26 protein-coding genes are annotated in these 23,109 nt (G+C 58.3%); 9 read left to right on the top strand and 17 right to left on the bottom strand.

Annotation, left to right across the window (positions count from 1 at the left end; genetic code table 11):
* Window positions 1–1,140, bottom strand: a complete 1,140-nt coding sequence (gene dapE / locus GOW93_RS10520) for a succinyl-diaminopimelate desuccinylase (protein WP_170383859.1) — start codon at window positions 1,138–1,140, stop codon at window positions 1–3.
* 209 nt (window positions 1,141–1,349) lie between these two features.
* Here dapE and GOW93_RS10515 point away from each other — a divergent pair, with 209 nt between their 5' ends.
* Window positions 1,350–2,408 carry a transporter substrate-binding domain-containing protein gene (locus tag GOW93_RS10515; protein ID WP_170383857.1) on the top strand — a complete coding sequence of 353 codons (1,059 nt, stop codon included), beginning with the start codon at window positions 1,350–1,352 and terminating at the stop codon, window positions 2,406–2,408.
* Here GOW93_RS10515 and GOW93_RS10510 read toward each other — a convergent pair.
* Window positions 2,405–2,749, bottom strand: a complete 345-nt coding sequence (locus GOW93_RS10510; protein WP_170383855.1) for a hypothetical protein — start codon at window positions 2,747–2,749, stop codon at window positions 2,405–2,407. The genes GOW93_RS10515 and GOW93_RS10510 overlap by 4 nt on opposite strands.
* 106 nt (window positions 2,750–2,855) lie before the next feature.
* Here GOW93_RS10510 and GOW93_RS10505 point away from each other — a divergent pair, with 106 nt between their 5' ends.
* A complete protein-coding gene (locus tag GOW93_RS10505) occupies window positions 2,856–3,191 on the top strand; it encodes a cupin domain-containing protein (RefSeq protein ID WP_170383854.1) in 336 nt (111 codons plus the stop codon).
* A gap of 57 nt (window positions 3,192–3,248) precedes the next feature.
* On the opposite strand, the gene dapD is transcribed toward GOW93_RS10505, so the two are convergent.
* Both dapD and GOW93_RS10495 read right to left on the bottom strand, forming a co-directional pair.
* On the bottom strand, window positions 3,249–4,076 hold the full coding sequence (gene dapD / locus GOW93_RS10500) for a 2,3,4,5-tetrahydropyridine-2,6-dicarboxylate N-succinyltransferase (protein ID WP_170383852.1): 828 nt from the start codon (window positions 4,074–4,076) through the stop codon (window positions 3,249–3,251).
* Window positions 4,077–4,183: 107 nt separating this feature from the next.
* Window positions 4,184–5,101: a threonine/serine dehydratase gene (locus tag GOW93_RS10495; RefSeq protein WP_170383850.1), complete on the bottom strand. Its 918-nt coding sequence runs from the start codon at window positions 5,099–5,101 to the stop codon at window positions 4,184–4,186.
* 79 nt (window positions 5,102–5,180) lie between these two features.
* Between GOW93_RS10495 and GOW93_RS10490 the strand changes: the two genes are divergently transcribed.
* Both GOW93_RS10490 and GOW93_RS10485 read left to right on the top strand, forming a co-directional pair.
* A complete protein-coding gene (locus GOW93_RS10490; protein ID WP_170383847.1) occupies window positions 5,181–6,023 on the top strand; it encodes an LOG family protein in 843 nt (280 codons plus the stop codon).
* A gap of 3 nt (window positions 6,024–6,026) precedes the next feature.
* The gene (locus GOW93_RS10485; protein WP_170383846.1) at window positions 6,027–7,124 is read left to right on the top strand and encodes a cystathionine gamma-lyase; all 1,098 of its coding nucleotides are present in this window, start codon (window positions 6,027–6,029) and stop codon (window positions 7,122–7,124) included.
* On the opposite strand, the gene GOW93_RS10480 is transcribed toward GOW93_RS10485, so the two are convergent.
* Window positions 7,125–7,508: a hypothetical protein gene (locus GOW93_RS10480; protein WP_170383844.1), complete on the bottom strand. Its 384-nt coding sequence runs from the start codon at window positions 7,506–7,508 to the stop codon at window positions 7,125–7,127. It lies immediately after the preceding gene.
* Window positions 7,509–7,655: 147 nt separating this feature from the next.
* On the opposite strand from GOW93_RS10480, the gene GOW93_RS10475 reads away from it, so the two are divergent.
* The 3 genes from GOW93_RS10475 (at window position 7,656) to GOW93_RS10465 (ending at window position 10,636) form a co-directional block, all read left to right on the top strand.
* Window positions 7,656–8,573 (top strand): DnaJ C-terminal domain-containing protein, encoded by a 918-nt coding sequence (locus GOW93_RS10475; protein ID WP_170383842.1) that lies wholly within the window; start codon window positions 7,656–7,658, stop codon window positions 8,571–8,573.
* Window positions 8,570–8,914 carry a hypothetical protein gene (locus GOW93_RS10470; protein ID WP_170383840.1) on the top strand — a complete coding sequence of 115 codons (345 nt, stop codon included), beginning with the start codon at window positions 8,570–8,572 and terminating at the stop codon, window positions 8,912–8,914. The genes GOW93_RS10475 and GOW93_RS10470 overlap by 4 nt, the downstream gene beginning before the upstream one ends.
* A gap of 63 nt (window positions 8,915–8,977) precedes the next feature.
* Window positions 8,978–10,636: a U32 family peptidase gene (locus GOW93_RS10465; RefSeq protein WP_170383839.1), complete on the top strand. Its 1,659-nt coding sequence runs from the start codon at window positions 8,978–8,980 to the stop codon at window positions 10,634–10,636.
* A 3-nt stretch (window positions 10,637–10,639) separates the two neighbouring features.
* Here the strand turns inward: GOW93_RS10465 and GOW93_RS10460 are convergent, their stop codons facing one another.
* The 5 genes from GOW93_RS10460 to GOW93_RS10440 all read right to left on the bottom strand — a co-directional run bounded on the left by GOW93_RS10460 (window position 10,640) and on the right by GOW93_RS10440 (window position 14,155).
* Window positions 10,640–11,266, bottom strand: coding sequence for a cytochrome P460 family protein (locus GOW93_RS10460; protein ID WP_170383838.1), 627 nt, complete (start codon window positions 11,264–11,266; stop codon window positions 10,640–10,642).
* Window positions 11,267–11,501: 235 nt separating this feature from the next.
* Window positions 11,502–12,689, bottom strand: a complete 1,188-nt coding sequence (rlmN, locus tag GOW93_RS10455) for a 23S rRNA (adenine(2503)-C(2))-methyltransferase RlmN (protein ID WP_170383837.1) — start codon at window positions 12,687–12,689, stop codon at window positions 11,502–11,504.
* Window positions 12,690–12,782: 93 nt separating this feature from the next.
* Complete coding sequence (locus GOW93_RS10450; protein ID WP_170383836.1) at window positions 12,783–13,160, bottom strand: lysozyme inhibitor LprI family protein; 378 nt, start codon at window positions 13,158–13,160, stop codon at window positions 12,783–12,785.
* Between the two features lie 129 nt (window positions 13,161–13,289).
* The gene (locus GOW93_RS10445; RefSeq protein ID WP_170383835.1) at window positions 13,290–13,457 is read right to left on the bottom strand and encodes a hypothetical protein; all 168 of its coding nucleotides are present in this window, start codon (window positions 13,455–13,457) and stop codon (window positions 13,290–13,292) included.
* A gap of 164 nt (window positions 13,458–13,621) precedes the next feature.
* Window positions 13,622–14,155 (bottom strand): invasion associated locus B family protein, encoded by a 534-nt coding sequence (locus tag GOW93_RS10440; RefSeq protein ID WP_170383834.1) that lies wholly within the window; start codon window positions 14,153–14,155, stop codon window positions 13,622–13,624.
* Between the two features lie 177 nt (window positions 14,156–14,332).
* Here GOW93_RS10440 and GOW93_RS10435 point away from each other — a divergent pair, with 177 nt between their 5' ends.
* Complete coding sequence (locus tag GOW93_RS10435; protein ID WP_170383833.1) at window positions 14,333–15,331, top strand: asparaginase; 999 nt, start codon at window positions 14,333–14,335, stop codon at window positions 15,329–15,331.
* A gap of 3 nt (window positions 15,332–15,334) precedes the next feature.
* Here GOW93_RS10435 and GOW93_RS10430 read toward each other — a convergent pair whose 3' ends face one another.
* Genes GOW93_RS10430 through serB form a run of 4 tightly spaced genes read right to left on the bottom strand, consistent with a single transcriptional unit; the run spans window position 15,335 to window position 17,346 of the window.
* Entirely contained in the window at window positions 15,335–15,655 is a 321-nt protein-coding gene (locus GOW93_RS10430) for a YciI family protein (RefSeq protein ID WP_170383832.1), read from the bottom strand.
* 24 nt (window positions 15,656–15,679) lie between these two features.
* A complete protein-coding gene (locus tag GOW93_RS10425; protein ID WP_170383830.1) occupies window positions 15,680–16,105 on the bottom strand; it encodes an SRPBCC family protein in 426 nt (141 codons plus the stop codon).
* Window positions 16,093–16,422, bottom strand: coding sequence for an ArsR/SmtB family transcription factor (locus tag GOW93_RS10420; protein ID WP_170383829.1), 330 nt, complete (start codon window positions 16,420–16,422; stop codon window positions 16,093–16,095). Before GOW93_RS10420 ends, GOW93_RS10425 begins: the two co-directional genes overlap by 13 nt.
* Before the next feature lie 45 nt (window positions 16,423–16,467).
* Window positions 16,468–17,346: a phosphoserine phosphatase SerB gene (gene serB / locus GOW93_RS10415; RefSeq protein WP_170383827.1), complete on the bottom strand. Its 879-nt coding sequence runs from the start codon at window positions 17,344–17,346 to the stop codon at window positions 16,468–16,470.
* A gap of 363 nt (window positions 17,347–17,709) precedes the next feature.
* On the opposite strand from serB, the gene GOW93_RS10410 reads away from it, so the two are divergent.
* A complete protein-coding gene (locus GOW93_RS10410) occupies window positions 17,710–19,227 on the top strand; it encodes a malonate--CoA ligase (RefSeq protein ID WP_170383825.1) in 1,518 nt (505 codons plus the stop codon).
* Here the strand turns inward: GOW93_RS10410 and GOW93_RS10405 are convergent.
* The 3 genes from GOW93_RS10405 to GOW93_RS10395 all read right to left on the bottom strand — a co-directional run bounded on the left by GOW93_RS10405 (window position 19,214) and on the right by GOW93_RS10395 (window position 22,876).
* On the bottom strand, window positions 19,214–19,951 hold the full coding sequence (locus GOW93_RS10405) for a metallophosphoesterase family protein (RefSeq protein ID WP_170383823.1): 738 nt from the start codon (window positions 19,949–19,951) through the stop codon (window positions 19,214–19,216). The two genes, GOW93_RS10410 and GOW93_RS10405, sit on opposite strands and share 14 nt — an antisense overlap.
* A gap of 117 nt (window positions 19,952–20,068) precedes the next feature.
* Entirely contained in the window at window positions 20,069–21,664 is a 1,596-nt protein-coding gene (gene serA, locus GOW93_RS10400) for a phosphoglycerate dehydrogenase (protein ID WP_170383821.1), read from the bottom strand.
* Window positions 21,665–21,721: 57 nt separating this feature from the next.
* Window positions 21,722–22,876 carry a phosphoserine transaminase gene (locus GOW93_RS10395; protein ID WP_170383819.1) on the bottom strand — a complete coding sequence of 385 codons (1,155 nt, stop codon included), beginning with the start codon at window positions 22,874–22,876 and terminating at the stop codon, window positions 21,722–21,724.
* Window positions 22,877–23,109: the final 233 nt, after the last annotated feature.

Here is a 23,109-nt window from a genome sequence, read left to right as displayed (position 1 = left end):
TCAGGCGAAATAGTCCCGCAGAATCCGAGTGTAGATCGTCTTGAGCTGGGCAATCTGCGCTACCTCGACACATTCATCCACCTGATGCATCGTCCGCCCGACAAGGCCAAATTCCACGACCGGGCAATGGTTTTTCACAAATCGCGCATCCGAGGTGCCTCCTGTGGTGGACATCTCAGGGCGGGTGCCGGTTTCTGCCTCTACCGCTTGCGCCACCAGATCAGACAGCGGGCCAGGAGGGGTCAGAAAGCTTTCCCCTGAGATTTTGATCTTGATATCAACTTCAACACCACATGCCTCGGCCACAGTTGCAGCTTCGGCCTGCAACCACTCGCTGAGACTTGCGCCCGTATGCAGATCGTTGAAACGGATATTTACCGCCCCGCTGCATTGCGCCGGGATCACGTTGGTCGCGGTATTTCCGGTGTCGATACTAACAACCGCCAGCGTTGAGGCATCGAAATGGTCCGTACCCCGGTCCAGTTCATGACTTGCCAACCTGTCCATCAGACGCGCCATCGCAGGCAGAGGATTCTTAGCCCGATGTGGATAAGCCGAATGCCCCTGTACGCCTGTCACCGTGAACCACGCCGTCATCGAGCCTCGGCGGCCGATCTTCATCATCTCGCCCATCGTATTGGGGCAGGTCGGCTCACCCACCAAACAGACAGTCATGCGCTCATCCGTACTGTCCATGTAATCCAGCAGCGCCGTAGTACCGTCCACGGCGTCGCCCTCTTCATCACCGGTGATGGTCAGGATCACAGCACCATCGGGCGGCGTGTCGCGGACAAAATCCACTGCTGCCGCCGTAAAGGCCGCCACGCCGGATTTCATATCGGTCGTTCCGCGTCCAAACATCACCCCATCGTCGATTTCCGCACCAAAAGGTGGCTTGGTCCAGGCCGCCTCATCCCCAACAGGCACAACATCGGTGTGTCCATTAAAGCCGAAACTGCGCGCGTGGCCTTTCTGACCCCAACGCGCGAACAGGTTGCTGACGCCGCCCCGGTCGACGCGGGTGCAATCGAACCCAGCACTGGAAAGGAGTTCCTCCAACAATACCAGCGCCCCCCCTTCCTCGGGTGTGACCGATGGGCAACGGATCAGATCTGCTGTCAATTTCACCGGATCTGTCATTGTTCGGCCTTTCTGGTTCATTTGCACGAAGGTTCGCGCACAGATTCAACGAATTGCACCGATTGCCAACCCCTGCGCGCCAGAATTTGCGGGCTTATTACCTTTTGTGTCGACCTGACACCCCAATAAAACATGAGGATTTACCCTGCGACCACCTTGCCGCGCCGTTCGAAAGTGCGTTAGAGCCGCGCGAAACAGGTACATTGACAATGATACGCGCGCTTTTCGCACTGATCTGTCTGACTTTCACGGTTTTTGCACAGCAAAGCCAGTCGCAGACACTGACTGTCACTACGGTGACCCGCCCTCCGTTTTCCTATGTTGAAGACGGAGCTCAGACCGGGTTTTCCATGGACTTGCTTCAGGCACTCGCGCAATCGCTGAATTGGGACTACTCCGTCAACCGTGTCGAGGGGTTCGCTGACATGCTGGGCGCGGTGCAGGATGGTTCAGCTGATCTGGCTATTGCCAATATCTCGATCACCGCATCGCGTGAGACACAGATGGATTTCAGCCAGCCGATTTTTGAATCCGGTTTGCAAATCATGGTCCCGTCCGAGGCCGCGCGCCAACCGTCGCTTTTAAATGCGCTACTGTCACGTGAATTGTTCATTGCCATCGGGCTGGCCTTTGCCCTGCTTCTGGGTGGCGGCATGTTGATGTGGAGTTTCGAGCGCCGCTCGCAACCCTATTTCGACCGTAAACTGAAAGAGGCGTGGTTTCCCTCGTTCTGGTGGGCGCTCAATCTGGTGGTGAATGGCGGCTTCGAAGAACGCATGCCGCGTACGCCCTTTGGCCGTTTGCTGGGCGTGATATTGGTTATTTCATCTCTGTTCATCGTCTCGGTCTTCACCGCGCGGATCACTTCGGTCATGACAGTGGACGCGATCAGTGGCAACGTGAACTCGGTCAACGATCTGTATGGCAAGCAGGTCGGCACAATTTCAGGCTCGACCGCCGCCAATTTCCTGAACCGGCGCGAGATTGAATTTACCGGATACTCTGGCCTCGAAGAAATGCTGACCGCGTTTGAAAACAAGAGCGTGGATGCCGTGGTCTTTGATGCGCCGATCCTGTCTTATTACGCCTCACATGAAGGGCGTCGGATTGCCACCATGACCGGCGGCGTTTTCATGCGTGAAAACTACGGGATTACTTTCCCCACGGGCTCGCCACTGGTGGAAGACGTCAATCAGGCTTTGCTCGCCCTGCGTGAAGACGGCACCTATGACGAGATTTATCGCAAATGGTTCGGGGTACGGAACTAGGCCGGTTCCTCATCCCCGAAAAACGGCGTCATCTGCGCGACAATAACCGCGTTTTCATCCAAAGCCCGCTGCATCAGCGCACGCTCATCCGGGTCAATCTCATGGCCCTGCGCCTCACGTTCGGCCAGAGTGCCATAACCGGTGACATCCAAAGGCGCGGTGTCGGCCTGTTTCAGAATCGCCACGGTTTCGCGCACGGCCTCGGCCTCATCCACGCCGCTGGCGAAACACATCAGCGCCGCCCCGGTCGCACCTTCGGGCAAGCCGTCGCCATCCTTACGACCGATCTGAACAAGCAGTGTATAGACTTGCTGACGAGAGGGTTTCTTTTGCTTTTCCATGCAGGGGGCCATAACGGCGTGCCTGCCCCCGGTCAAGCGGTCGGGAATTGCGAGACCGCGGCTTCACCGCCATAGTACTGGAACACAGACCGCAAAGGACGTTTTCATGACCTACCCTGATTTCATTACCGACTTTCCAAGCCTTGATGTGCCGTTCCCCGAAGACGTGGTGCAAAGCGCGGTTATCCGATCCGATGCAGGTCTGGTCGCATTCTTCACCTTTCTCAAAGACTTCGAACTGCCCCTGCATTCGCACAAGGCGCAATGGGGTACTGTAGTCGAGGGCGAAATTGAACTGACCATCGGGGATGACACCAGAACCTATCGCCCCGGAGACAGCTATTCGATCCCCTCGGGCGTCGAACATGGCGGGACGATTAAAGCGGGGACGCGGGTCATTGATGTGTTTGAAGAGCCCGACCGCTACCCGGTCAAAGCATAACGCAACAAAAAAGGGCCGCAGCAATGCTGCAGCCCTCTTTGAATTCTGTGCCCGGATTTAGTCGCGCAGCAATTCGTTGATCCCGGTTTTCGAGCGGGTCTTTTCATCCACCCGCTTCACGATCACTGCGCAATACAGGCTGATGTTGTTCTTGGTCGGCATCGAACCGGCAACAACCACCGAGTACGGCGGTACTTCGCCATATGTGACCTCACCTGTTTCGCGGTCGACGATCTTGGTCGACTTGCCGATGAACACACCCATGCCCAAAACCGAGCCTTCGCGAACGATACAGCCCTCAACCACCTCGGAACGGGCACCGATAAAGCAGTTATCTTCAATGATCGTCGGGCCAGCTTGCATTGGCTCCAATACACCACCGATGCCGACGCCGCCGGACAGGTGCACGTTCTTACCGATCTGGGCGCACGACCCGACGGTAGCCCAAGTATCGACCATGGTGCCTTCGCCCACATAGGCGCCCAGATTTACGAAAGACGGCATCAGAACGGCGCCCGGCGCGATGTAAGCCGATTTGCGGACTACGCAATTCGGCACGGCGCGGAAACCGGCAGCCTGCCACTGGCTTTCATCCCAACCGGCGAACTTGCTGTCCACCTTGTCCCACCATCCACCGGCCTGCGGGCCTCCGTGCTGAATTTCCATGTCCTTGATACGGAAACCTAGCAAAACCGCTTTCTTGGCCCATTGGTTCACGTGCCATTCGCCGCTCTCCAGCTTCTCGGCAACTCGCAGCGAACCGCTGTCCAGCGCGTTCAGAGTCTCTTCGATAGCCTCACGCTGTTCGCCAGTGGTGGCGGGGGTGATGGTATCGCGTGCCTCCCAGGCGGCTTCGATGGCGACTTCCAGTTGCGCGTTGGACATGGGGTACTCCCTGCTGAATCTGTTCACGTTGGTGTTGCCTATACGCAAGCAAGGGACTGGCCGCAATGCGACGCAGAACGCGCACTTTGCGGCTGATTGCTGCGGTTTCAGCCATTCAGCGGGTCGGGAGAAATATTTCCACCGCAGATCAGCACCGCCACACGCTCTCCTGGCGTTGGCTGATACGCCCCCGAAATCAGAGCGGCCAGAGCTGTCGCGCCCGCTGGTTCCACCAGTATGCGATGGGCGCGCCACAGACGTTGCTGTGCCTCGGCGATGGCTTCATCCGTCACCAGAACCGAAGTCATCCCCTGCGCCAGACCAAAACAAATTGAGCCAATCCGCCGTGCGCCCAGCGCGTTGGCGGCGATGCCCGAAACGGTGACATCAACCATTTCACCCGCTTGCAGGGCCGCGTTCAGCGCGCAGGAAGTCGCAGGCTCAACCGCTACGATTTTGCGCGTACCATCAAACCATGCCAGAGCACCCGCAATCAGACCCCCGCCACCTACAGCAACCAAGACCGTGTCTGCCTGAAGCCCTTGCGCCTCCCATTCGGAAAAGCAGGTTCCCTGCCCGGCCACGGTGGAAGGCGCATCATAGGCGTGGATTTGCATCGCGCCGGTTGCCTCCTCGTGTTCTTGCGCCCCAGTCAGCGCGTTAGCGTATTCGCCGGACACAACGCTCAGGTCAGCGCCGGTCTGCTTAATCAAGGCAATCTTGGAAGGCCCCGCGATTTCAGGCACAAAGATCTTGGCCGGGTAGCCCAGCGCACGCGCCGCGTAAGCCGCGGCTGCACCGTGGTTACCGCCTGACGCGGCCACAACCCCTGCCTCGGGCACGTCTGAACTCAGCAACGTGTTGAACGCCCCGCGCGCCTTGAAGCTACCGGTATGTTGCAAATGCTCCAGCTTCATCTCGACCGGGTAATCCAACCCCAAGGCCGTACTTTCCATAACCGGCGTGACCTGCGCATGTCCGACAATCCGCGCAGCGGCTGCTGAAATTTCGCACTTCCAATTCATTGTTGTTCTTCCGTGACTGGCGCTCTGCCCGCGAACCCTATAGCTGTTTGAAGAACACGCAAGCAGGGAACCATCACCCATGAGAGAAGACCGCCTCAGCCCCTTCCGCGACGCACAAACCGACCGCTCAACCGCGAGCGAGGTACCGGACACGCCGCAAACGCGCTCACCCGCGTATCGCCTGGCCTTTGCGGATGACGATTTCCTCTGCCGGGATGAACTACGCCCGGTGCGCCTGCAATTGGAACTGCTAAAGCCCGAGATGATCATGACCGAACGTGAGATCACCTCGACCATCGTCATGTTCGGCGGTGCCCGTATTCCCGAGCCGTCGCAGAAGCACACCGCCCGGACCGAGACGCTCGCCAATCTGTCGGAATACTATGACGAGGCGCGCGAATTCGCCCGGCTGATGACCGAGAAATCGAACCAAACCGGCTGCCGTGAAAACGTGATCGTCACCGGTGGCGGCCCCGGCGTTATGGAGGCCGGAAACCGTGGCGCTCAGGATGCGGGTGGCTGTTCTATCGGGTTGAATATCGTGCTGCCACATGAACAGGCGCCGAACCTCTTTGTGACCCCCGAACTCAGCTTCAATTTCCACTATTTTGCAATCCGCAAGATGCATTTCCTGATGCGCGCCCGTGCCATCACGATCTTTCCCGGCGGGTTCGGCACGATGGATGAGCTGTTCGAATCCCTGACGCTGATCCAGACCGGCCGCATGGACCGCGTGCCCTTCCTGTTGTTTGGCCGCGAATTCTGGGAAAAGGTCATCAACTGGGAAGCTCTGGCCGACGCGGGCACCATCTCGGACGAAGATCTTGACCTGTTCCGGTTCGTCGACACAGCGCAGGAGGCGGTCGACATCATCGAGAACTGGGAACCCGCCCCGCCCCGCGACGAAATTCCGGGTCGCTGAGTCATGGCCTCGAAAATCGGAGAGATGCTGCACCTGCGCGGCAATGAATTGAACGCGGGCGATCCGGTGGCGCTGCCGCTGACCCAAAGCAGCATGTACCACCTGCCCGGCGCACCGGATGGTCTGCCCACCTATGGCCGGGTCGACAACCCAACGTGGCAGCATCTGGAGCACGTTCTGTCCCATCTGGAAGACGCGCCCTGCCTGACCTTTCCGTCAGGCATGGGGGCGATTTCGGCTGCGTTGTTTGCGATCCTTAAGGCCAGGTCGCGTCTGCTGATCCCATCAGATGGGTATTACGTCACACGGCTACTGGCCGACCGGTTCCTGTCGGGGCTGGGAGTTTCCGTCACCGAACGCCCGACAACCGCATTCTTCGAGGGCGGTTTCGAAGGCTTTGATGTGGTGTTCCTCGAAAGCCCCTCAAACCCCGGCCTGGATTTGATGGACCTGCCGGCCATAGCTGCTGCAGTGCGTGCTGCGGGTGGGATCACCATTGCCGACAACACAACCATGACGCCTCTGGGACAGCGTCCGTTGGACATGGGAATCGACGTCGTTGTGGCCTCGGACACCAAGGCCATGGGCGGGCATTCCGACCTATTGATGGGTCACGTGGCCAGCCGCAATGCGCAGATCATGGAACGGGTCGAGGAGTGGCGGAAAGTCTCGGGCGCAATCCCCGGCCCTCATGAGGCGTGGCTTCTGCATCGCGGGTTGGAGACGCTGGACGTGCGGTTTGATCGCATGTGTTCTTCGGCACAGGTATTGGCCGAGCGGTTGGCCGAACATTCGGCTGTCAAGAACATCCGCTATCCCGGTTTGCCCGGCGATCCGTCCCACGCGCTGGCAAAGGCTCAGACCGCGCGGTTCGGTTTTCTGCTTTCAATCACGTTGGAGTCCGAAACCAAAGCCGAGACCTTCATCAACGCCTGTCCGATGCTGCGCCCTGCGACATCCTTTGGCGGCGTCCACAGTTCTGCCGAGCGTCGTGCGCGGTGGGGTGACGATGTCGACCCCGCCTTTATCCGCCTGTCGATCGGATGCGAACCGGTGGAAGAGTTGTGGCAAGCGATCGAGGCCAGCCTGAACGCGCTGTAATTACTTCTTGGGCTCGCGCAATTCGGTAAACACATAGATCGGCAACACGATGCTGCCGATCAGCGCGCCCAGCCAGACCAGCAGCGTCGCCGCCAGCAGGTTGGAGATGCCACCAATGGTCAGCCCGTTGGTGATCAGATCGGTCACCAGCAGACCCACGAAAGTCACGATCAGTGCGATACCGCCCTTGATCGCGGGTGCTCTTTTCTGGCCCAGCTTCAGAATCACGGGCTCGGCAATCCACTGCACCAGTGTAAAGACGATCACCACCACAATGAACGAGATCGGCCGGATCGCAAATTCCGGTAACAATAGCGCGGCAAGCAGCAACCCGATGGCATTGCCGGCCAGCAGGGCCAGAATGGACTTGAGTCTGCGCGTCATGGTGGTCTCCGTCAGAAAATAATTAAAAACATGCATATGTTAACAGGCTCGCGGGAATTTGCGAGCGGTTTCAAAAGCCTCTTCCTTTTGGCCCTGTGAAAACGCATGATCAAACCATCCTGTTCTGACTGACCTGCGAGAGGTGAGATGAGCGACGATCCCTATTCCGTCCTTGGCGTCGCCAAAGACGCCAGCGACACCGAGATTAAGAAAGCCTATCGGCGCATCGCCAAGGAATGCCACCCCGACCTGAAACCCGGCGACGCCGAGGCCGAAGCCAAGTTCAAGGCTGCAGCCGCCGCCTATGATCTGCTGAAAGACCCGGAAAAGCGAGCGCAATATGACCGTGGTGAGATTGACGCCTCGGGTCAGGAGCGCCCGCAGCAGCAATACTATCGTGACTATGCCGAGGCCGCCGGGAACCCATATCGCGGACGGGCGGCAGACCCCGACGACATGTCGGACATCTTTGCCGAATTCATGCGGGGCCGTGGCGGCTACGGCCAGCGCACTCATGAATTTCACGCGCCGGGGCACAATCGCAGCTACAGCCTGCAGATCAGCTTTCTGGATGCGGTGTTCGGGGCCAGCCAAAAACTGACCCTGCCCGATGGCGACCGGATCGAGGTCAAAATCCCCGCGGGTATCACCGATGGCCAGACTATCCGACTACGCGGCAAGGGTGATCCAGGCTTTGGTGAGGGACCGCCCGGTGATGCTTTGGTGACCGTCACGGTTGCGAAACACCCCATCTTTGATCGTCAGGGCGACGACATTCACATCACCCTGCCGATCACGATTGACGAGGCCATTCTGGGTGGCAAGGTGCCCGCCCCCACCATCGACGGCGGCGTCAATGTCAATGTGCCGGCGGGCACCAGCGGCGGAAAGACCCTGCGCCTGCGCGGCAAGGGGGTGAAGAAGCGTGGCTCATCCGAACGCGGCGATCAACTGATCGAACTGACTGTCGCGATGCCGGACAAGATCGACGAAGACCTGAAGCACTTCATGGAGACATGGCGCGAGAACCACCGCTATGATCCGCGCAAAGGAATGCCGTCATGACCCGCACCCTGACCGAAGAGCAGCTGATCGAAACCGTCACGCGCTTGACCTCGACCCGGTTGACCGAATATCTGGCCGCAGAGATCGTGATCCCTGAACAAACGGAACAGGGCCTGATCTACCACAGCCTCGACGTTGCGCGGCTGGAACTGGCCTGCGAGTTGCATGACCAGTACGAGATGGAACCGGATGCTCTGTCGATGATGATTTCCCTGATCGACCAGATGCACGGGTTGCGCGCCGAACTGCGCGAAGTTCTGAACGCGGTCGAAGCGCAGCCCGACCCCGTCCGCAAGCAACTGATCGAGGTCATCGGTACAGCGCGGTTCCGTCGCAGATAACGGGCTTTTGGACTCGGGGCGATTACCGTAAAAGGCCCCCTTGATCCAAAACCCGGTATACCCATGACCCAGTCCAGATCCGAACTGCTGATGCCTGCGGGCAATCTGCGCAAGTTGAAACTCGCCATCCTTTACGGGGCGGATGCGGTGTATCTGGGTACGCCGGATATGTCGCTGCGCACAAAATCCGAGTTCTCGCTGGAAGAGGTGATCGAAGGAGTCGAGTTCTGCCACCAGCACGGGCGACGCGCCTACCTGACGTTGAACCTGTTTTCGCACAACAAAGACATCCCGAAGCTGGACGAATATATCGACACGGTCCGCAAGGTGAAGCCCGACGGGCTGATCATCGCCGACCCCGGCGTGTTCCAATATGTCCGCGAACGGGCCCCCGAGCTGCCGCTGCATATCTCGACCCAGGCCAATATCTGTTCCTGGCTGTCGGTGAAGTTCTGGCAGGATCAGGGGGCCGAACTGGTGGTTCTGGCGCGTGAAGTCTCGTACCCCGAACTGGTCGAGATCCGCGAGAAATGCCCCGATATCAAGCTTGAGGCCTTTGTTCACGGCGCGATGTGCATGACCTATTCGGGCCGCTGCCTGCTGTCGAATTTCATGGCCGAGCGTGGGGCGAACCAGGGCAACTGTGCCAATTCCTGCCGCTGGAACTATGGCCTGAAGCTGCGCCTCAAGGACGGCACACATCAGGAATTGCGCATCACCGAGGAAAACGCCGATCTGTTCGAGTTTCTGCTGGAAGAGGGCTGCCGCCCCGGTGATCTGATGCCCATCGAAGAGGATGATCGTGGCTCGTATATCCTGAACTCGCGCGATCTGTGCATCATGCCGAAACTGGATGAGTACCTGAAGATCGGCGTCGACAGCCTCAAGGTCGAAGGGCGCGGCAAGTCGGAATATTATGCCGCCATCGTCGCCCGTGCCTATCGCATGGCCATTGATGACTATCATGCGGACCCCGAGAACTGGGACCCGAAGCCCTATATGCGCGAACTCGAAACTGTCGGGAACCGCGGCTATACGCTTGCCTTCCACGAAGGGCGGCTGACCAACTATTCCCACGACTACGAGCACACGGCATCCATCGCCCAATGGGAATATGCCGGGATCGTCACCGAGGTGACCGAGGACGCGTTTCTGGTCGAGGTGAAGAACAAGCTGGAACCAGGCGATGTGCTGGATTTTGTCTCGCCCATCTCGCGCGACACGGTTCTGCTGCGGGTCTATGATTTCGAGCGCGCCCATGACGGCGCGCGGCTGGACGTGGTGCATGGCAGCACGAAAACCGTCATCCGCCTGCCCTTCACCCTGTTCGATCACGAAAACATCGACGACCTGCGTGCCCGTTTCCCGGTCTATTCCGTCCTGCGCAAAGAACGCGCCCTGACCGACGAACACTGGAGCCGCATCCGCTTTGACAAGCTGGTACAGGGGCTGGAAACCTCGGGCCGTGACAATCCAAAGGCCTATGAACGCCGCCGCGACGAGCTGGTGGAAAAGATCGGCGAGGATGGCAACGAGCGCCGGTTCAAGACCAACCGCATCGGCACCGAGGGCTGTTGCGGCAAAGGCTGCAACGGCTGTCTGATCTTCTGGCAAGACGAGAAATACGCGCTGGCCCGCGAGGTGCTGTCGAAACGCAAACAGGGCGAACAACTCAGCCGCCGCGAAGCCACGGCTCTGAAGCTGCCTAACGAGGCCGTCTGACGATCAGTTCCCAGCGATATAGTCTTCGGGAACAAAGAACGTGTAATCCCTATCCGCGACCGCCTCGTGACAGTCGTGGCAATAGGCAACCGCCGACGCACGAAAGCCCGTCGTGTCGCCAAACATCGACCCATCCGGCAGCACCATGATGTAACGCCAGTCGGCCGTGTCCGGACTGGTGCCTTCGGGCAGTTTCTCCATCACGAACAAAGCGCCCGGGTGAATGTTGCCCTCGTCCGTGACCGTCACACTATCCTTGGCCAAGACCGAGCCAACGGGCAGCTTTTCGCCCTCTTGCAAGGTCCCGTAATTGTGCGCCATACGATTGGCATAGCTGTTCACGTAACGCTGCCCATGAGTTGCCGAGATATAGGGCGCATCATTGAACAACGGCCAGTTCTGATAATTCATAAGCAAATCCAACTGCGCGGCGTCGTATCCCCGCGCCATGCGCTTCTGCAACGATTTGTAAATACGCGACGCCTCTTCTTTTGAGAGATCGGCAGGATTCTCAATGGCGATATGTGCATCTTCGTCGGTTGATTGCGCAGCAGCATAAGGAGCTAACGCACCCGAAAATGCCAGCGCAGCCAAATAGATCGAAATCAATCGTGTTAATCTTAAGATCATTAGGATGGCCCACCTGAATTCAAAAGGTTCGCCTGAACGCCGCTCGTTTTACTTGCAAAAAGGATAACGGCCCTGAACAAAAGCGCTAGCACCTGAACACATCTTTCACTCCTTCGTGCACAAGAGTGAAGCGTTGAGCCGATGCTGACTTGGGAAACATACCAAATTACGCATACAAAAAACAGCGATCCGCGCAATAAATTAGCGCAGACCGCCAAGAGCCGATCGAAAAAGCTTAACTTTGCAGCCCAGCCTCGGCCTCAATCTGCTTGCGTGACTTGCGGGCACGTTCGGTGGCTGATTTCAATTGGCCACAGGCCGCCATGATGTCCTCGCCCCGTGTCTTGCGGATCGGAGAGGCATAACCAGCCTGATAAATGATATTCGCAAACGCCCGGATGCGGTTGTTCGAGCTGCGCTTGTAGGGCGCGCCGGGCCATTCGTTGAACGGGATCAGGTTGATCTTGGCCGGGATGTTATGACGCTTGATATGGTCGATCAGACGGTGCGCATCCTCGTCACTGTCATTGACGCCATCCAGCATCACATATTCAAAGGTGATCCGCTCGGAATTCGAAGCTTTGGGATAGCTGGCTAGCGCCTGCAGCAACTCCTCGATATTCCAACGCTTGTTGATTGGAACCAGCACGTCGCGGGTTTCATCGGTGGTTGCGTGGAAGGAAATCGCCAGCAAGCAACCAATCTCTTCTGCCGTGCGCGCAATTTCGGGCACCACGCCCGAGGTCGACAGGGTGATCCGGCGGCGCGACAGAGAAATTCCTTCGGGGTCCATGGCGATCTTCATCGCGTCGCGGACGTTGTCGAAGTTATAAAGCGGCTCGCCCATACCCATCAGAACGATGTTCGACAGCAGCCGCGTTTCATCCTTGGGCGCACCGGGAACCGGCCATTCCTCAAGATCATCGCGGGCCATCATCACTTGCCCGACAATTTCGGCCGCCGTCAGGTTGCGTACCAGTTTCTGCGTACCCGTATGACAGAACGAACAAGTCAGCGTGCACCCGACCTGAGACGAGATACACAGCGTGCCGCGATCTTCTTCAGGGATATAAACCACCTCGACCTCGTGCCCCCCCGCGATGCGGCACAAATACTTTCGGGTGCCGTCCTCGGACACCTGGCGCGTCACGACCTCGGGGATTTCGATCACGAAAGTCTCGGCCAACTGCGCACGATAGGCTTTGGCCAGATTTGTCATCTCGGCAAAGTCTCGCACGCCCCATTGATAGATCCACTGCCATATCTGCCCGGTGCGCATCTTGGCCTGTTTTTCCGGCGTGCCATTTTCGATCAGCACCTCGCGCAACTGGTCGCGGGTCAGGCCGACAAGGTTAATCTTCCCCTCGGGCAATTTGCGGGGGATGGTCATGACGTCTTGAGTGATCGGCGCTTTGGGCGACATTGGGGTACCTACTGGGGCGTATCTCGAAGGATTCTGGCTTGGGATGCGCCTCTATATAGGATCGAGCGCAAAGATCAAAAGAATTCGTCCGGCCTAATTCGCAAAGGCTAGCAATTCTTCCACACGCGCCCGGCCCAGCTCAACCCGGCAAGATGTGATGGCGATGCCGGTACCAGAGCCTCCGCCATAGGATGCGCCGACGGCCTCGCATTGGGTATCCCGGTAAATGACCCAGACTTTCTGTGCCGCCTCCAGCGCCGGTTGCGCGACCACACGGCCAGTGACCTCGTCCAGTTCAGTGGCGGCCTGCTGCGCGATTCTGAAACTCGCTTCCACCGCCTGGTTGACCCGGTTTTCCATTTCACCAACGCATTCACCGATTTCCACCTGCGAGCTTGCGTCAGAACACTCCAACGAAGGATCTGCGAGTGCCGCAGGTGAAAAAAGCAGTATGAGCAACAAGTAACGCATGTTCCATTCCCATCAGATGCTTCGCAAAAAGCAACGATAGCACGCATCAACAAAGGCCCCAAAAACGGCTTGGCCGCACTGGCAATGCCAATGCGGCCACAATTGATGTCTGCAGGTTCAGAAAACCTGTTAGATGCCCGCAGGCAGAATATCGCAGTCTGCGGCGTCCAGCGTTTTCACGGGATCTTCCGGGCCGCACTGCTCACCAGTCACGGGGTAGGTTTCCGTGTCTTTTTCACATGCGCTCAACAATACGGCAGCCGTCATCATAAACGCGACGAGGAATTTGTTCAGCATTCGATGGCTCCTTCTGATTTTCTAAACTGAGTAGTTCAGAAAATCTGGCGGCCCGCCTTGATGCGGATCAAATTCCTAGATTGACGGTACGTAAGATCGATACGTGGCTCGGACAAAAGAAAACTCCGCCAAATGACGGGGTTTCGTGTGTCAACAGATGCGGATCAGTTGGTGCAGCGCGTCTCGGCGTCTTCGATCGCTGCGGTAAAGCCCAGAAGCGAGAAAGTGTCCTTGGTCTGCGTGCCACGCTCGGAACGAGCGGTCAGCACAGCCTCGGAACCGCGTTTCATTGCTGCAACAACTTTCAAGTCTTCACCTGCAGTTGCAGGCCACGCCCATTCGCCTTCGGTGATGAACTCGAACTCTGAACCGTCGATTTCAACATTCACGGTCGATCCCGGAGCAAAGGGATAGCCGCCGGTAAAGGTCACCTGTCCTTTGACATCCGCGTTAGGGCGATAGAACACGAACAAAAGAATATCGCTGCGGCGAACTGAAACCACCCGACCGCCACGCGTGTTGACGGTTTCCTTGGGGGCAGACACGCTCCAGCATTCGGTGGGATCGTCTTCGACGAAAACGCTCCAGTCCGTTTTTGCTGCCACGCGGTTGGTGCTTGTCGCCTGCTGAGCGGCTACAGTTGTGGCCATCCCTGCCACGCACAGGCCCGCGATCACACGGACGAGTTTCGATCCCATCTGTCCAGCCTCCTAGCTCGACCTAAACCTCATACCCATCGGAAACGCCTGCGCACCTTGCCGGGTCGTCTGTAAGTTGCGTATTCCGATGATTGCCGACATACACACACTAACGCAGGTTTCGCCACAGGCGAAAGGGCGATTGGCAGAATTTTGCGCATATTACGGAGGGGCCAGATGACGCAGCCGGTACCAATGACAGAACTGTGGCGAGGCCCCTTGCTGGAAAGCTTGCATCTGGGTCACGCGGTGATCTGTGATGACAGCGGTCAGATCGTGCAAAGCTGGGGCGATCCGAATGCGGTGATCTATCCCCGGTCCTCGGCCAAGATGATTCAGGGACTGCCGCTGATTACGTCTGGCGCCGCCGCGAAATACGGTCTGAACAGCGAACATCTGGCACTGGCCTGCGCCTCTCACAGCGGCGCGCATATACATACGGATCGGGTGTCGGCCTGGTTGGACCATTTGGGCCTGACCGAGCATGATCTGCGTTGCGGTCCGCAGGAACCGCAAGACATGGCGGCTCGGGACGGGCTAATTCTGGCCGACGATACACCCTGCCAAATTCACAACAACTGTTCGGGCAAGCATTGCGGTTTCCTGACCGTGGCGCAGCATATGGGGGCCGGGCCGGAATATCTTGAGATCGATCATGACGTGCAACAGGCCTGCCTATCGGCTCTTGAAGAAACGACCGGCGAGACCAGCCCAGCCTATGGCATCGATGGCTGCTCGGCCCCGAACTTTGCCACTTCGCTGGTGGGGCTGGCCCGCTCGATGGCATGGTTTGCCTCGGCCGCTGACCGATCAGACAGGGCCAGCGATGCGGCGCAGCAGCTGACCGCTGCGATGATCAAGCACCCGGAACTTGTGGCGGGCGAGAACCGGGCCTGCACCGAGCTTATGCGCGCCATGGATGGCCGCGCCGCGATCAAGACCGGGGCCGAAGCCGTTTTCGTTGCCATCATTCCGGAAAAACGCATGGGTGTGGCGCTGAAGATCACTGATGGCACCACCCGCGCCAGCGAATGCGCCATCGCGGCCATTCTGGTGCATCTGGGCGTGCTGGAGGCCGAACACCCGGCCACCCGCAAATTCATGAACGCCATTCAATACAGCCGCCGCGGGATAGAATGCGGCCTAATCAGGCCCGCGCCGGGATTTCCCGGCTAAGGGTCACATCTCGATCGGATGCACCTCGGCCACTTCGACCGAGCCTGTTCCGCTCACAACCATGGGGCAGCCCTTGGCCATCTCAGTGGCGGCGTCGATGCTGTCGGCTTTGATGACGGTGAAACCTGACGCCGGGTTTGCCCCGCCATTGTCGACAACGCCACCGGAACTGACCGTATAGGACTGACCCACCGGATTGCCGGGGATGTCCAGCGCGTCGCCCATGTTCTGGAACCACGCGCCCCAGGCGGCCATGGTCGCTTCGATTTCGGCAGGATCGGTTGGGGTATGACCGCCGTGATAGACAAACAGAAATTGGGGCATTTCTCTTCCTCCCTGATGCATTTCTTAAAACTGAGCTTCCAATTTGCGTAGCGACGAGGTCCAGCCTTGGTTGTGGTTCGCTGCAATCTCATCATCGCCCAGATCGCGGTGATCCAGGATCAGGCGCGCGCCCTCGCCAGCCGCTTCGACGGTCAGCGTTACATGGCTTTCCGCACCGCGCTGATCCTGATCGTCATGCCAGCCCCATGTGAATCCCACCGAGTTGGGCGGATCGACATGGGTGACCTGCCCCGAGACCTTGTATTGCTGGCCCTCGGCGTTCTGCATGACCGAATACCACGGCCCAAGGCGCGAGAAATCCAGATCATGCTCAGGCACGTGCATTCCTTCCGGCCCCCACCACTGCAACAGCTTCGCGCCATCGCTGATCCAGGCAAACAGGTTTTCCGGTGCGGTCGGGAACTCACGTTCCAGTTTCAGGTCGGCCATGAATTCTCCCTTTCAATCAAGTCGTTCAAACGGTCGAGGCTGCTCTCCCAGAACTGTCGTTTCGAGATGGTCCACTCGGCAATCGCCCGCAGCCCCTCGGGCTGGATGGAATACATCCGTTGGCTGCCCTGAACCCGTTGCAGCACCAAGCCAGCTTCGCGCAGCACCTTCAGGTGGCGCGAGATCGCAGCGCCGGACATGCCGCGCCCTTCGATCAGATCACCGGCGGGAAGCTCTCCGTCTTGCATCAGTTGCTCGACGATTGAGAATCGGGTGGCATCGGACAAGGCCGAGAATGTGGTCAGAAGCGTATTCATGACCACTGTTTAACATTTTTGTTAAATAAAGGGAAGCCCCTGCTGTCACACGTCCGCAAAGTCCGCGCGGGCATATCCCTGAAGGTACAGCAGCGCCGTCAGATCCCCATAGTTGATCCGAATGTTACATTGCTCTGCGACCGAGGGTTTGGCGTGCAACGCCACACCGGTTCCAGCCCGCCCCAGCATACCCAGATCATTAGCGCCATCGCCAACGGCAATGACATCTTCTTCGGACAGGCCGAGACGACTGGTGATCTGCTCCAGCGCGTTCACCTTGGCCTGCTTACCCAAAATCGGGCGTTGCACGTCGCCGGTAAGTTTGCCATTCTCGGCCAACAGCGTATTGGCGCGGTTTTCGTCGAAACCCAATTCACTTGCCACTTTCGCGGTAAACGCCGTAAACCCGCCCGAGACCAGCGCTGCATAGCCGCCGTTCGTCCGCATGGTTGCAATCAGTTCCCTGCCGCCGGGCATCAGCGTGATGCGTTCCGCAAGCACCTTGTCAATCACAGCCTCGTCCAGATTTTTCAGCAGACCCACCCGTTCGATCAGCGCGCCTTCGAAATCCAGCTCACCATTCATCGCTCGCGCGGTGATGTCTTTGACCCGGTCGCCTACGCCTGCCTCATCGGCTAATTCGTCGATGCATTCCTGCTGGATCATGGTGCTATCCATATCGGCCAACAACATCTGCTTGCGGCGTTTTTCGACCGGCTGCACGATCAGGTCGACCTCCAATAGCTGTAGCTCAGTCCAGGCTTCCCACTGGTTGTCAGGCAGGTCGGCAAAGGTGAACTCTGCCGCCTCATTCGGGCTGAGCCAGACCACTTCGCCACCACCCCACGCATTGCGCAACGACTCGACCAGAGCGTACTCAAGCTTTGGCGTGTTCGGGTTGGTCAACAGTGTGGCTACGTACATCTTCAGTCTCCGGCAAGATAACCTGCGCATATCGCAGGTGCAGCATTTTAGCCAGTGACAGTTTGATGCGGTCAGCCCAGTATTCTGGGCAAACGCAGCCATGTTCACGCGCGCAGGCTTTTACAATGTCATAGCCCGCATCCACATTCCGTCACAGGCACGGTGACGGTCACTTAATCCAGACCAACAGACAAGCTTGGGCACGCTCTGAAAGGCACGCCTTTGACTCTTGCCAAGGCGTCATTCGCCACCGGATGATGCACGGCCCCGCAATTCCGGTTCTTTCCTGAATTTCTGCTTTACCCCCCGTTTATTCCGATACAGATTCAGCCGGGATAGAGCAGGCGTAAAGGGCAGAACAATATGGGCAACCCGCTTTATGACAGACTGTTTGGCATTCATGCGGGCAAGGACACCCCCTTTCTGCATCTGCACGACGGTCGGACCCTGACCCACGCCACTTTTCTGGACATGGCCGCGCAGATCGCAAACGCCCTGTCCGGGTTCGAACTGGAACCCGGCGAACGGGTGGCCGTGCAGGTCGAGAAATCACCCGAAGCGCTGGCGCTCTATGCCGCCTGCACGCAAACCGGATTGATCTTTTTACCGCTGAACACCGGCTATACCTCGGCCGAGCTGCAATATTTCATCGAAAACAGCGGTGCGAAGCTGGTCGTTTGTGACGATGCGAAAGCCCAAGGTCTTGCCCCTATCGCCGCCGCCCAGAACGCCCGGCTGGAGACACTGAACGCCGATGGGACGGGCAGCCTGACGCGGCGGGCCATGGGAATGCTGCCCGCGTTCGAACCCGTTCGACGATCCGAGGATGACCTGGCCGCGTTTCTGTATACGTCCGGCACCACAGGAAGATCAAAAGGGGCGATGCTGACTCAGGCCAATCTGCTGTCGAATGCGGAAATGTTGGTGCAGCAATGGCGGTTCACCCGCGATGATGTGTTGCTGCATGCGCTGCCGATCTTTCACACTCATGGACTGTTCGTGGCCACGAATGTGATCCTCGCCTCGGGCGGGGCGATGATCTTTCTGCCTAAATTCGATCTGGACGACATGCTGCGCTTGATGCCACAGGCCACGTCGATGATGGGAGTTCCGACATTCTACACCCGCCTGCTGGGGGATGATCGTTTCACCGGCGATCTGACGCGGCACATGCGGCTGTTCATTTCAGGATCAGCCCCGTTGCTTGCGGAATCCCACGAGCGGTTCGAGGTCCGCACCGGCCACCGCATTCTGGAACGCTACGGTATGACCGAGACAAATATGAACACGTCCAATCCCTATGATGGTGAGCGCCGCGCGGGAACGGTCGGCCTCCCCCTACCCGGCGTTGAGTTGAAGGTGACCAATCCCGAAAGCGGTGAGGCGTTGCCCGAAGGGGAAATTGGCATGATCGAAGTGCGTGGCCCAAATGTGTTTCAAGGCTATTGGCAGATGCCCGAGAAAACCGCCGCCGAGTTGCGCCAGGACGGTTTCTTTATCACCGGCGATCTGGGGTGCGTGGATGAGGACGGTTATGTCCACATCGTTGGGCGCGGCAAAGACCTGATCATCTCGGGCGGTTACAACATCTATCCCAAAGAAATTGAGCTGATACTGGACGACCAACCCGGCGTGCTGGAAAGTGCGGTGATCGGTGTACCTCACCCGGATTTTGGCGAGACCCCTGTGGGCATTCTGGTACCGGAACCGGGTCAAACGCCAGACCTCGACGCCATCCTTGCCAAAGTGCAAGAGGCGCTGGCCCGGTTCAAGCATCCTCGCAAGCTGATCATTCTGGACGAGCTGCCCCGAAACACGATGGGCAAGGTACAGAAAAACGCGCTGCGCGAGGACTACAAAGGCCTGTTCACAAAAGACTAGGGGTCAACGGAACACGGCCATTTTCGGTCAGCAGCCAACAGTCCCGCCCTTCAAAGACAGCCGGAACCAAGGGGCGCCCCATCCCGGCGCCTCCATCCAGATTGATACGGTTTCCAAGATGCTCGGCCTGCGGCGCGGGCGTGTGCCCGTGAACAACCAGCCACGGATGCCGGCGAGGATCATCCAGAAACTCATGCCGTATCCAGATCAGGTCTTCCTCAGTCTGATCAGACAAGGGCACACCGGGGCGGATGCCAGCGTGAGCGAACAACACGTCGCCTGCCAGATGGTGTGTCAGCAAACCATTCAGAAATTCGACATGTTCTGGCGGCACTTTGGCCCGCAAGCGGTCGAGAATCCGGTAAATTCGCTCATCAGGCAGGAAATCGACCCCGTAAGAGGCCAAAGTTTCCGCCCCGCCCAATCGGTCGTGCAACCAGTGCTCACCTACCCGCAGCTTAGCTTCGGACGTGGACCCGTCCCGCATGAATCTGGCGAACATCCTGTCGTGATTTCCCAGCAGAAAGATCCAGTTTCGCCCTGCTTTCTGCCCTGCGATCAAATGGTCCAGAACTCCGCGGCTGTCTGGTCCGCGATCCACGTAGTCGCCCAGGAAAACAATCCGCGCATCAGTCCCGCCGTCCCGTTCAATCAGGTGTAACGCTTTTACCAGCATCTCGAGCTGACCGTGAATGTCACCGACGGCGTATATGGGGGATGGCATAAAAAACCCTCGGGTCTAATGAACACCTTGCTTGTGGCGCGAATTGGAGGGCGGGAAAAGAAAATACCCGCGCCTCGGTGGCGCGGGTACGAAATAGTCTCGGAAATTCAACACCACTTAGGCGACATCGAATTCCAGCGGCTTGACCTGTGTGAACAGACCTGTCTCAGCCAGCTTGGCGCGCGCCTCGGCTGGCACCGGCTCGTCCACATAAAGCAATGCAATGGCTTCACCACCCGCTTCGGCGCGACCCAGGGTAAAGTTCGCGATGTTGACGTTGGCCTCACCCATGGTCTGACCCAGCGTGCCGATAATACCCGGAACGTCTTCGTTGGTCGTATAAAGCATATGCGCACCAATCTCAGCATCGATGTTGATACCCTTGATCTGGATGAAACGCGGCTTGCCATCACTGAACACAGTCCCCCCGATCGAGCGCTCGCGCTTTTCAGTCACCACAGTCACCTTGATATAGCCTTCGAACGCCCCGGACTTGTCCTGATTGGTCGTAGAAATCTGAATCCCACGCTCTTTGGCCACAACCGGAGCCGAGACCATGTTCACCTCGGGGTTAAACTTCTTCATGATCCCCGCGATCACCGAGCAATTCAGCGCGGCCAGGTTCATCTCGGACGCCACACCGTCATACAGGATGTTGATCGCCTTGATCGGTTCATCCGTCATCTGGCCGATGAAGCTGCCGAGATGACCGGCCAGTTTGATCCACGGCCCCATGACCTTGGCCTCTTCGGCGGTGACGCTGGGCATGTTCAGCGCGTTTTCCACCGCGCCGGTCAGCAGGTAGTTCGAGATTTGCTCAGCCACCTGCAGAGCGACGTTTTCCTGCGCTTCAGTCGTGGCCGCACCAAGGTGAGGCGTGCAGACCACGTTGGGCAGGTTGAACAACGCGTTTTCCTTGGCCGGTTCCTCGCTGAACACATCAAAGGCTGCACCCGCGACCTGACCCGATTGCAGCGCCTCAGCCAGTGCCTCTTCGTCGACCAGACCGCCGCGGGCACAGTTCACGATGCGCACGCCTTTCTTAGTCTTGGCAAGGTTCTCGCGACTTAGGATGTTGCGGGTCTGATCGGTCAACGGCACGTGCAGGGTGATGAAATCGGCGCGAGCCAGCAGCTCGTCCAACTCGACCTTCTCCACACCCATCTTGGCCGCTTTCTCTTCGCCCAGATACGGATCATAGGCGACAACCTTCATTTTCAGGCCAAGTGCGCGTTCGCAGACGATGCCACCGATATTACCGGCACCGATCACACCGAGCGTCTTGTTGGTCAGCTCGATCCCCATGAACTTGGACTTTTCCCACTTGCCCGCATGGGTCGATGTGCTGGCCTCGGGAATTTGACGCGCCACAGCGAACATCATCGCAATCGCGTGCTCGGCCGTAGTGATCATGTTGCCAAAAGGTGTGTTCATCACGATCACACCTTTTTTCGACGCCGCTTCTTTGTCGACATTGTCTGTGCCGATCCCGGCGCGACCGATGACTTTCAACTTGTCAGCTTTTTCCAGAATGGAAGGCGTGACTTTGGTGGCCGAGCGGATGGCAAGGCCGTCATACTGACCGATCACCTCGGCCAGCTTGTCTTTGTCCTTGCCCAGATCGGGCATAAAATCCACGTCGATGCCGCGATCGCGGAAGATCTGCACGGCGGTTTCGCTGAGCTTGTCAGATACGAGTACTTTGGGGGCCATATCTCTGGTCCTTGAATTTTATGGGAGGTCCGGGCCTTTGGCGGCCCGGTGAAAATTTCAGGCAGCTTCGGTTTGCGCCGCGATCTCAGCCTCAAAGGCCCATGCCAGCCAAGGCAACATCGCCTCGATATCCGAAGTCTCAACCGTGCCACCACACCAGATGCGCAGGCCCGCAGGCGCGTCACGATAGGCACCGATGTCCAGCGCGATGTTCTCGGCCTCCAGCCGTTTCGCTACAGCCTTGGCAAAGACAGCACCATCTTGAATGCGGTCATCGGTGAACTTCAAGCAAACCGAAGTGTTCGACTCCGTCGCGGCATCCTCGGCTAGATTGGCAATCCAGTCGTTCTGGTCACAGAATGCATGCACCGCACCGGCATTGGCATCAGCTCGGGCGATCAAACCCTGCAGACCACCAACCGAGCGCGCCCAATCCAGCGCGAACAGGTAATCCTCAACTGCCAGCATCGAAGGCGTGTTGATCGTAGCGCCGGTAAAGATACCGTCGATCAGCTTGCCCCTTTTGGTCAGGCGGAAAATCTTCGGCAGCGGCCATACAGGTGTATAGCTCTCCAACCGCTCCACTGCACGGGGCGACAGGATCAGCATCCCATGGGCCGCTTCACCGCCCAGCACCTTCTGCCAGCTGAAGGTGGTGACATCCAGCTTGTCCCAGGGCAGGTCCATCGCAAAAGCTGCGCTGGTTGCGTCACAGATCGTCAGGCCCTGACGGTCATCCGCGATCCAGTCGCCATTGGGAACCCGCACGCCCGACGTGGTGCCATTCCATGTAAACACAACATCATTGGCGAAATCGACAGACGCGAGATCAACGATCTGACCATATTCGGCGGCCTTCACTTCGGCGTCGATCTTCAGTTGCTTGACCACATCGGTGACCCAACCGGAGCCGAAGCTTTCCCACGCCAGCATCTCAACCTTGCGTTCGCCCAACAGGGACCACAGGGCCATTTCGACCGCGCCGGTATCCGAGGCGGGAACGATGCCGATCTTGTAATCTGCCGGAATACCCAGCACTTCGCGCGTGCCCTCGATAGCCGCTTTCAGCTTATCCTTGCCAACAGCGGCACGGTGCGACCGCCCCAGCGCAGCATCGGCCAGCTTGCTCAGCTCGAATGTAGGGGGTTTGGCGCAGGGGCCCGAGGAAAAACGCGGATTGGCCGGCCGCGCTGCCGGTTGTTCGATACTCATGTGTATTACCCTTCCAGATACACGCCCCTCGTTGGGGAGGGGTGTCCCGCGGACAGAGCTATGATGCACATGCAGCATCAGCAAGCATAAAAGACGCTTTGAATCCAGAAAACGACATCCGGAGAGGGTGCAAATTAGAACAGAGGTTTCCGATTGGCGAAAAAACCCCGCCGATATGTTTGGCGGGGTTTTATTTTTTTATTCTGCGGCGTCTTGGTATGCGTCCATTGGGG

Source organism: Ruegeria atlantica, from assembly GCF_013032455.1.
Classification (GTDB): Bacteria; Pseudomonadota; Alphaproteobacteria; order Rhodobacterales; family Rhodobacteraceae; genus Ruegeria; species Ruegeria atlantica_B.
Note: the sequence above shows the minus strand (reverse complement) of the source record. Positions and strands in the feature narration are given on the sequence as shown.

Coding starts and splice junctions, on each gene's coding strand:
- dapE (WP_170383859.1), bottom strand. CDS start 1,140: ATGACAGATCCGGTGAAATTGACAGCAGATCTGATCCGTTGCCCATCG.
- GOW93_RS10515 (WP_170383857.1), top strand. CDS start 1,350: ATGATACGCGCGCTTTTCGCACTGATCTGTCTGACTTTCACGGTTTTT.
- GOW93_RS10510 (WP_170383855.1), bottom strand. CDS start 2,749: ATGGAAAAGCAAAAGAAACCCTCTCGTCAGCAAGTCTATACACTGCTT.
- GOW93_RS10505 (WP_170383854.1), top strand. CDS start 2,856: ATGACCTACCCTGATTTCATTACCGACTTTCCAAGCCTTGATGTGCCG.
- dapD (WP_170383852.1), bottom strand. CDS start 4,076: ATGTCCAACGCGCAACTGGAAGTCGCCATCGAAGCCGCCTGGGAGGCA.
- GOW93_RS10495 (WP_170383850.1), bottom strand. CDS start 5,101: ATGAATTGGAAGTGCGAAATTTCAGCAGCCGCTGCGCGGATTGTCGGA.
- GOW93_RS10490 (WP_170383847.1), top strand. CDS start 5,181: ATGAGAGAAGACCGCCTCAGCCCCTTCCGCGACGCACAAACCGACCGC.
- GOW93_RS10485 (WP_170383846.1), top strand. CDS start 6,027: ATGGCCTCGAAAATCGGAGAGATGCTGCACCTGCGCGGCAATGAATTG.
- GOW93_RS10480 (WP_170383844.1), bottom strand. CDS start 7,508: ATGACGCGCAGACTCAAGTCCATTCTGGCCCTGCTGGCCGGCAATGCC.
- GOW93_RS10475 (WP_170383842.1), top strand. CDS start 7,656: ATGAGCGACGATCCCTATTCCGTCCTTGGCGTCGCCAAAGACGCCAGC.
- GOW93_RS10470 (WP_170383840.1), top strand. CDS start 8,570: ATGACCCGCACCCTGACCGAAGAGCAGCTGATCGAAACCGTCACGCGC.
- GOW93_RS10465 (WP_170383839.1), top strand. CDS start 8,978: ATGACCCAGTCCAGATCCGAACTGCTGATGCCTGCGGGCAATCTGCGC.
- GOW93_RS10460 (WP_170383838.1), bottom strand. CDS start 11,266: ATGATCTTAAGATTAACACGATTGATTTCGATCTATTTGGCTGCGCTG.
- rlmN (WP_170383837.1), bottom strand. CDS start 12,689: ATGTCGCCCAAAGCGCCGATCACTCAAGACGTCATGACCATCCCCCGC.
- GOW93_RS10450 (WP_170383836.1), bottom strand. CDS start 13,160: ATGCGTTACTTGTTGCTCATACTGCTTTTTTCACCTGCGGCACTCGCA.
- GOW93_RS10445 (WP_170383835.1), bottom strand. CDS start 13,457: ATGCTGAACAAATTCCTCGTCGCGTTTATGATGACGGCTGCCGTATTG.
- GOW93_RS10440 (WP_170383834.1), bottom strand. CDS start 14,155: ATGGGATCGAAACTCGTCCGTGTGATCGCGGGCCTGTGCGTGGCAGGG.
- GOW93_RS10435 (WP_170383833.1), top strand. CDS start 14,333: ATGACGCAGCCGGTACCAATGACAGAACTGTGGCGAGGCCCCTTGCTG.
- GOW93_RS10430 (WP_170383832.1), bottom strand. CDS start 15,655: ATGCCCCAATTTCTGTTTGTCTATCACGGCGGTCATACCCCAACCGAT.
- GOW93_RS10425 (WP_170383830.1), bottom strand. CDS start 16,105: ATGGCCGACCTGAAACTGGAACGTGAGTTCCCGACCGCACCGGAAAAC.
- GOW93_RS10420 (WP_170383829.1), bottom strand. CDS start 16,422: ATGAATACGCTTCTGACCACATTCTCGGCCTTGTCCGATGCCACCCGA.
- serB (WP_170383827.1), bottom strand. CDS start 17,346: ATGTACGTAGCCACACTGTTGACCAACCCGAACACGCCAAAGCTTGAG.
- GOW93_RS10410 (WP_170383825.1), top strand. CDS start 17,710: ATGGGCAACCCGCTTTATGACAGACTGTTTGGCATTCATGCGGGCAAG.
- GOW93_RS10405 (WP_170383823.1), bottom strand. CDS start 19,951: ATGCCATCCCCCATATACGCCGTCGGTGACATTCACGGTCAGCTCGAG.
- serA (WP_170383821.1), bottom strand. CDS start 21,664: ATGGCCCCCAAAGTACTCGTATCTGACAAGCTCAGCGAAACCGCCGTG.
- GOW93_RS10395 (WP_170383819.1), bottom strand. CDS start 22,876: ATGAGTATCGAACAACCGGCAGCGCGGCCGGCCAATCCGCGTTTTTCC.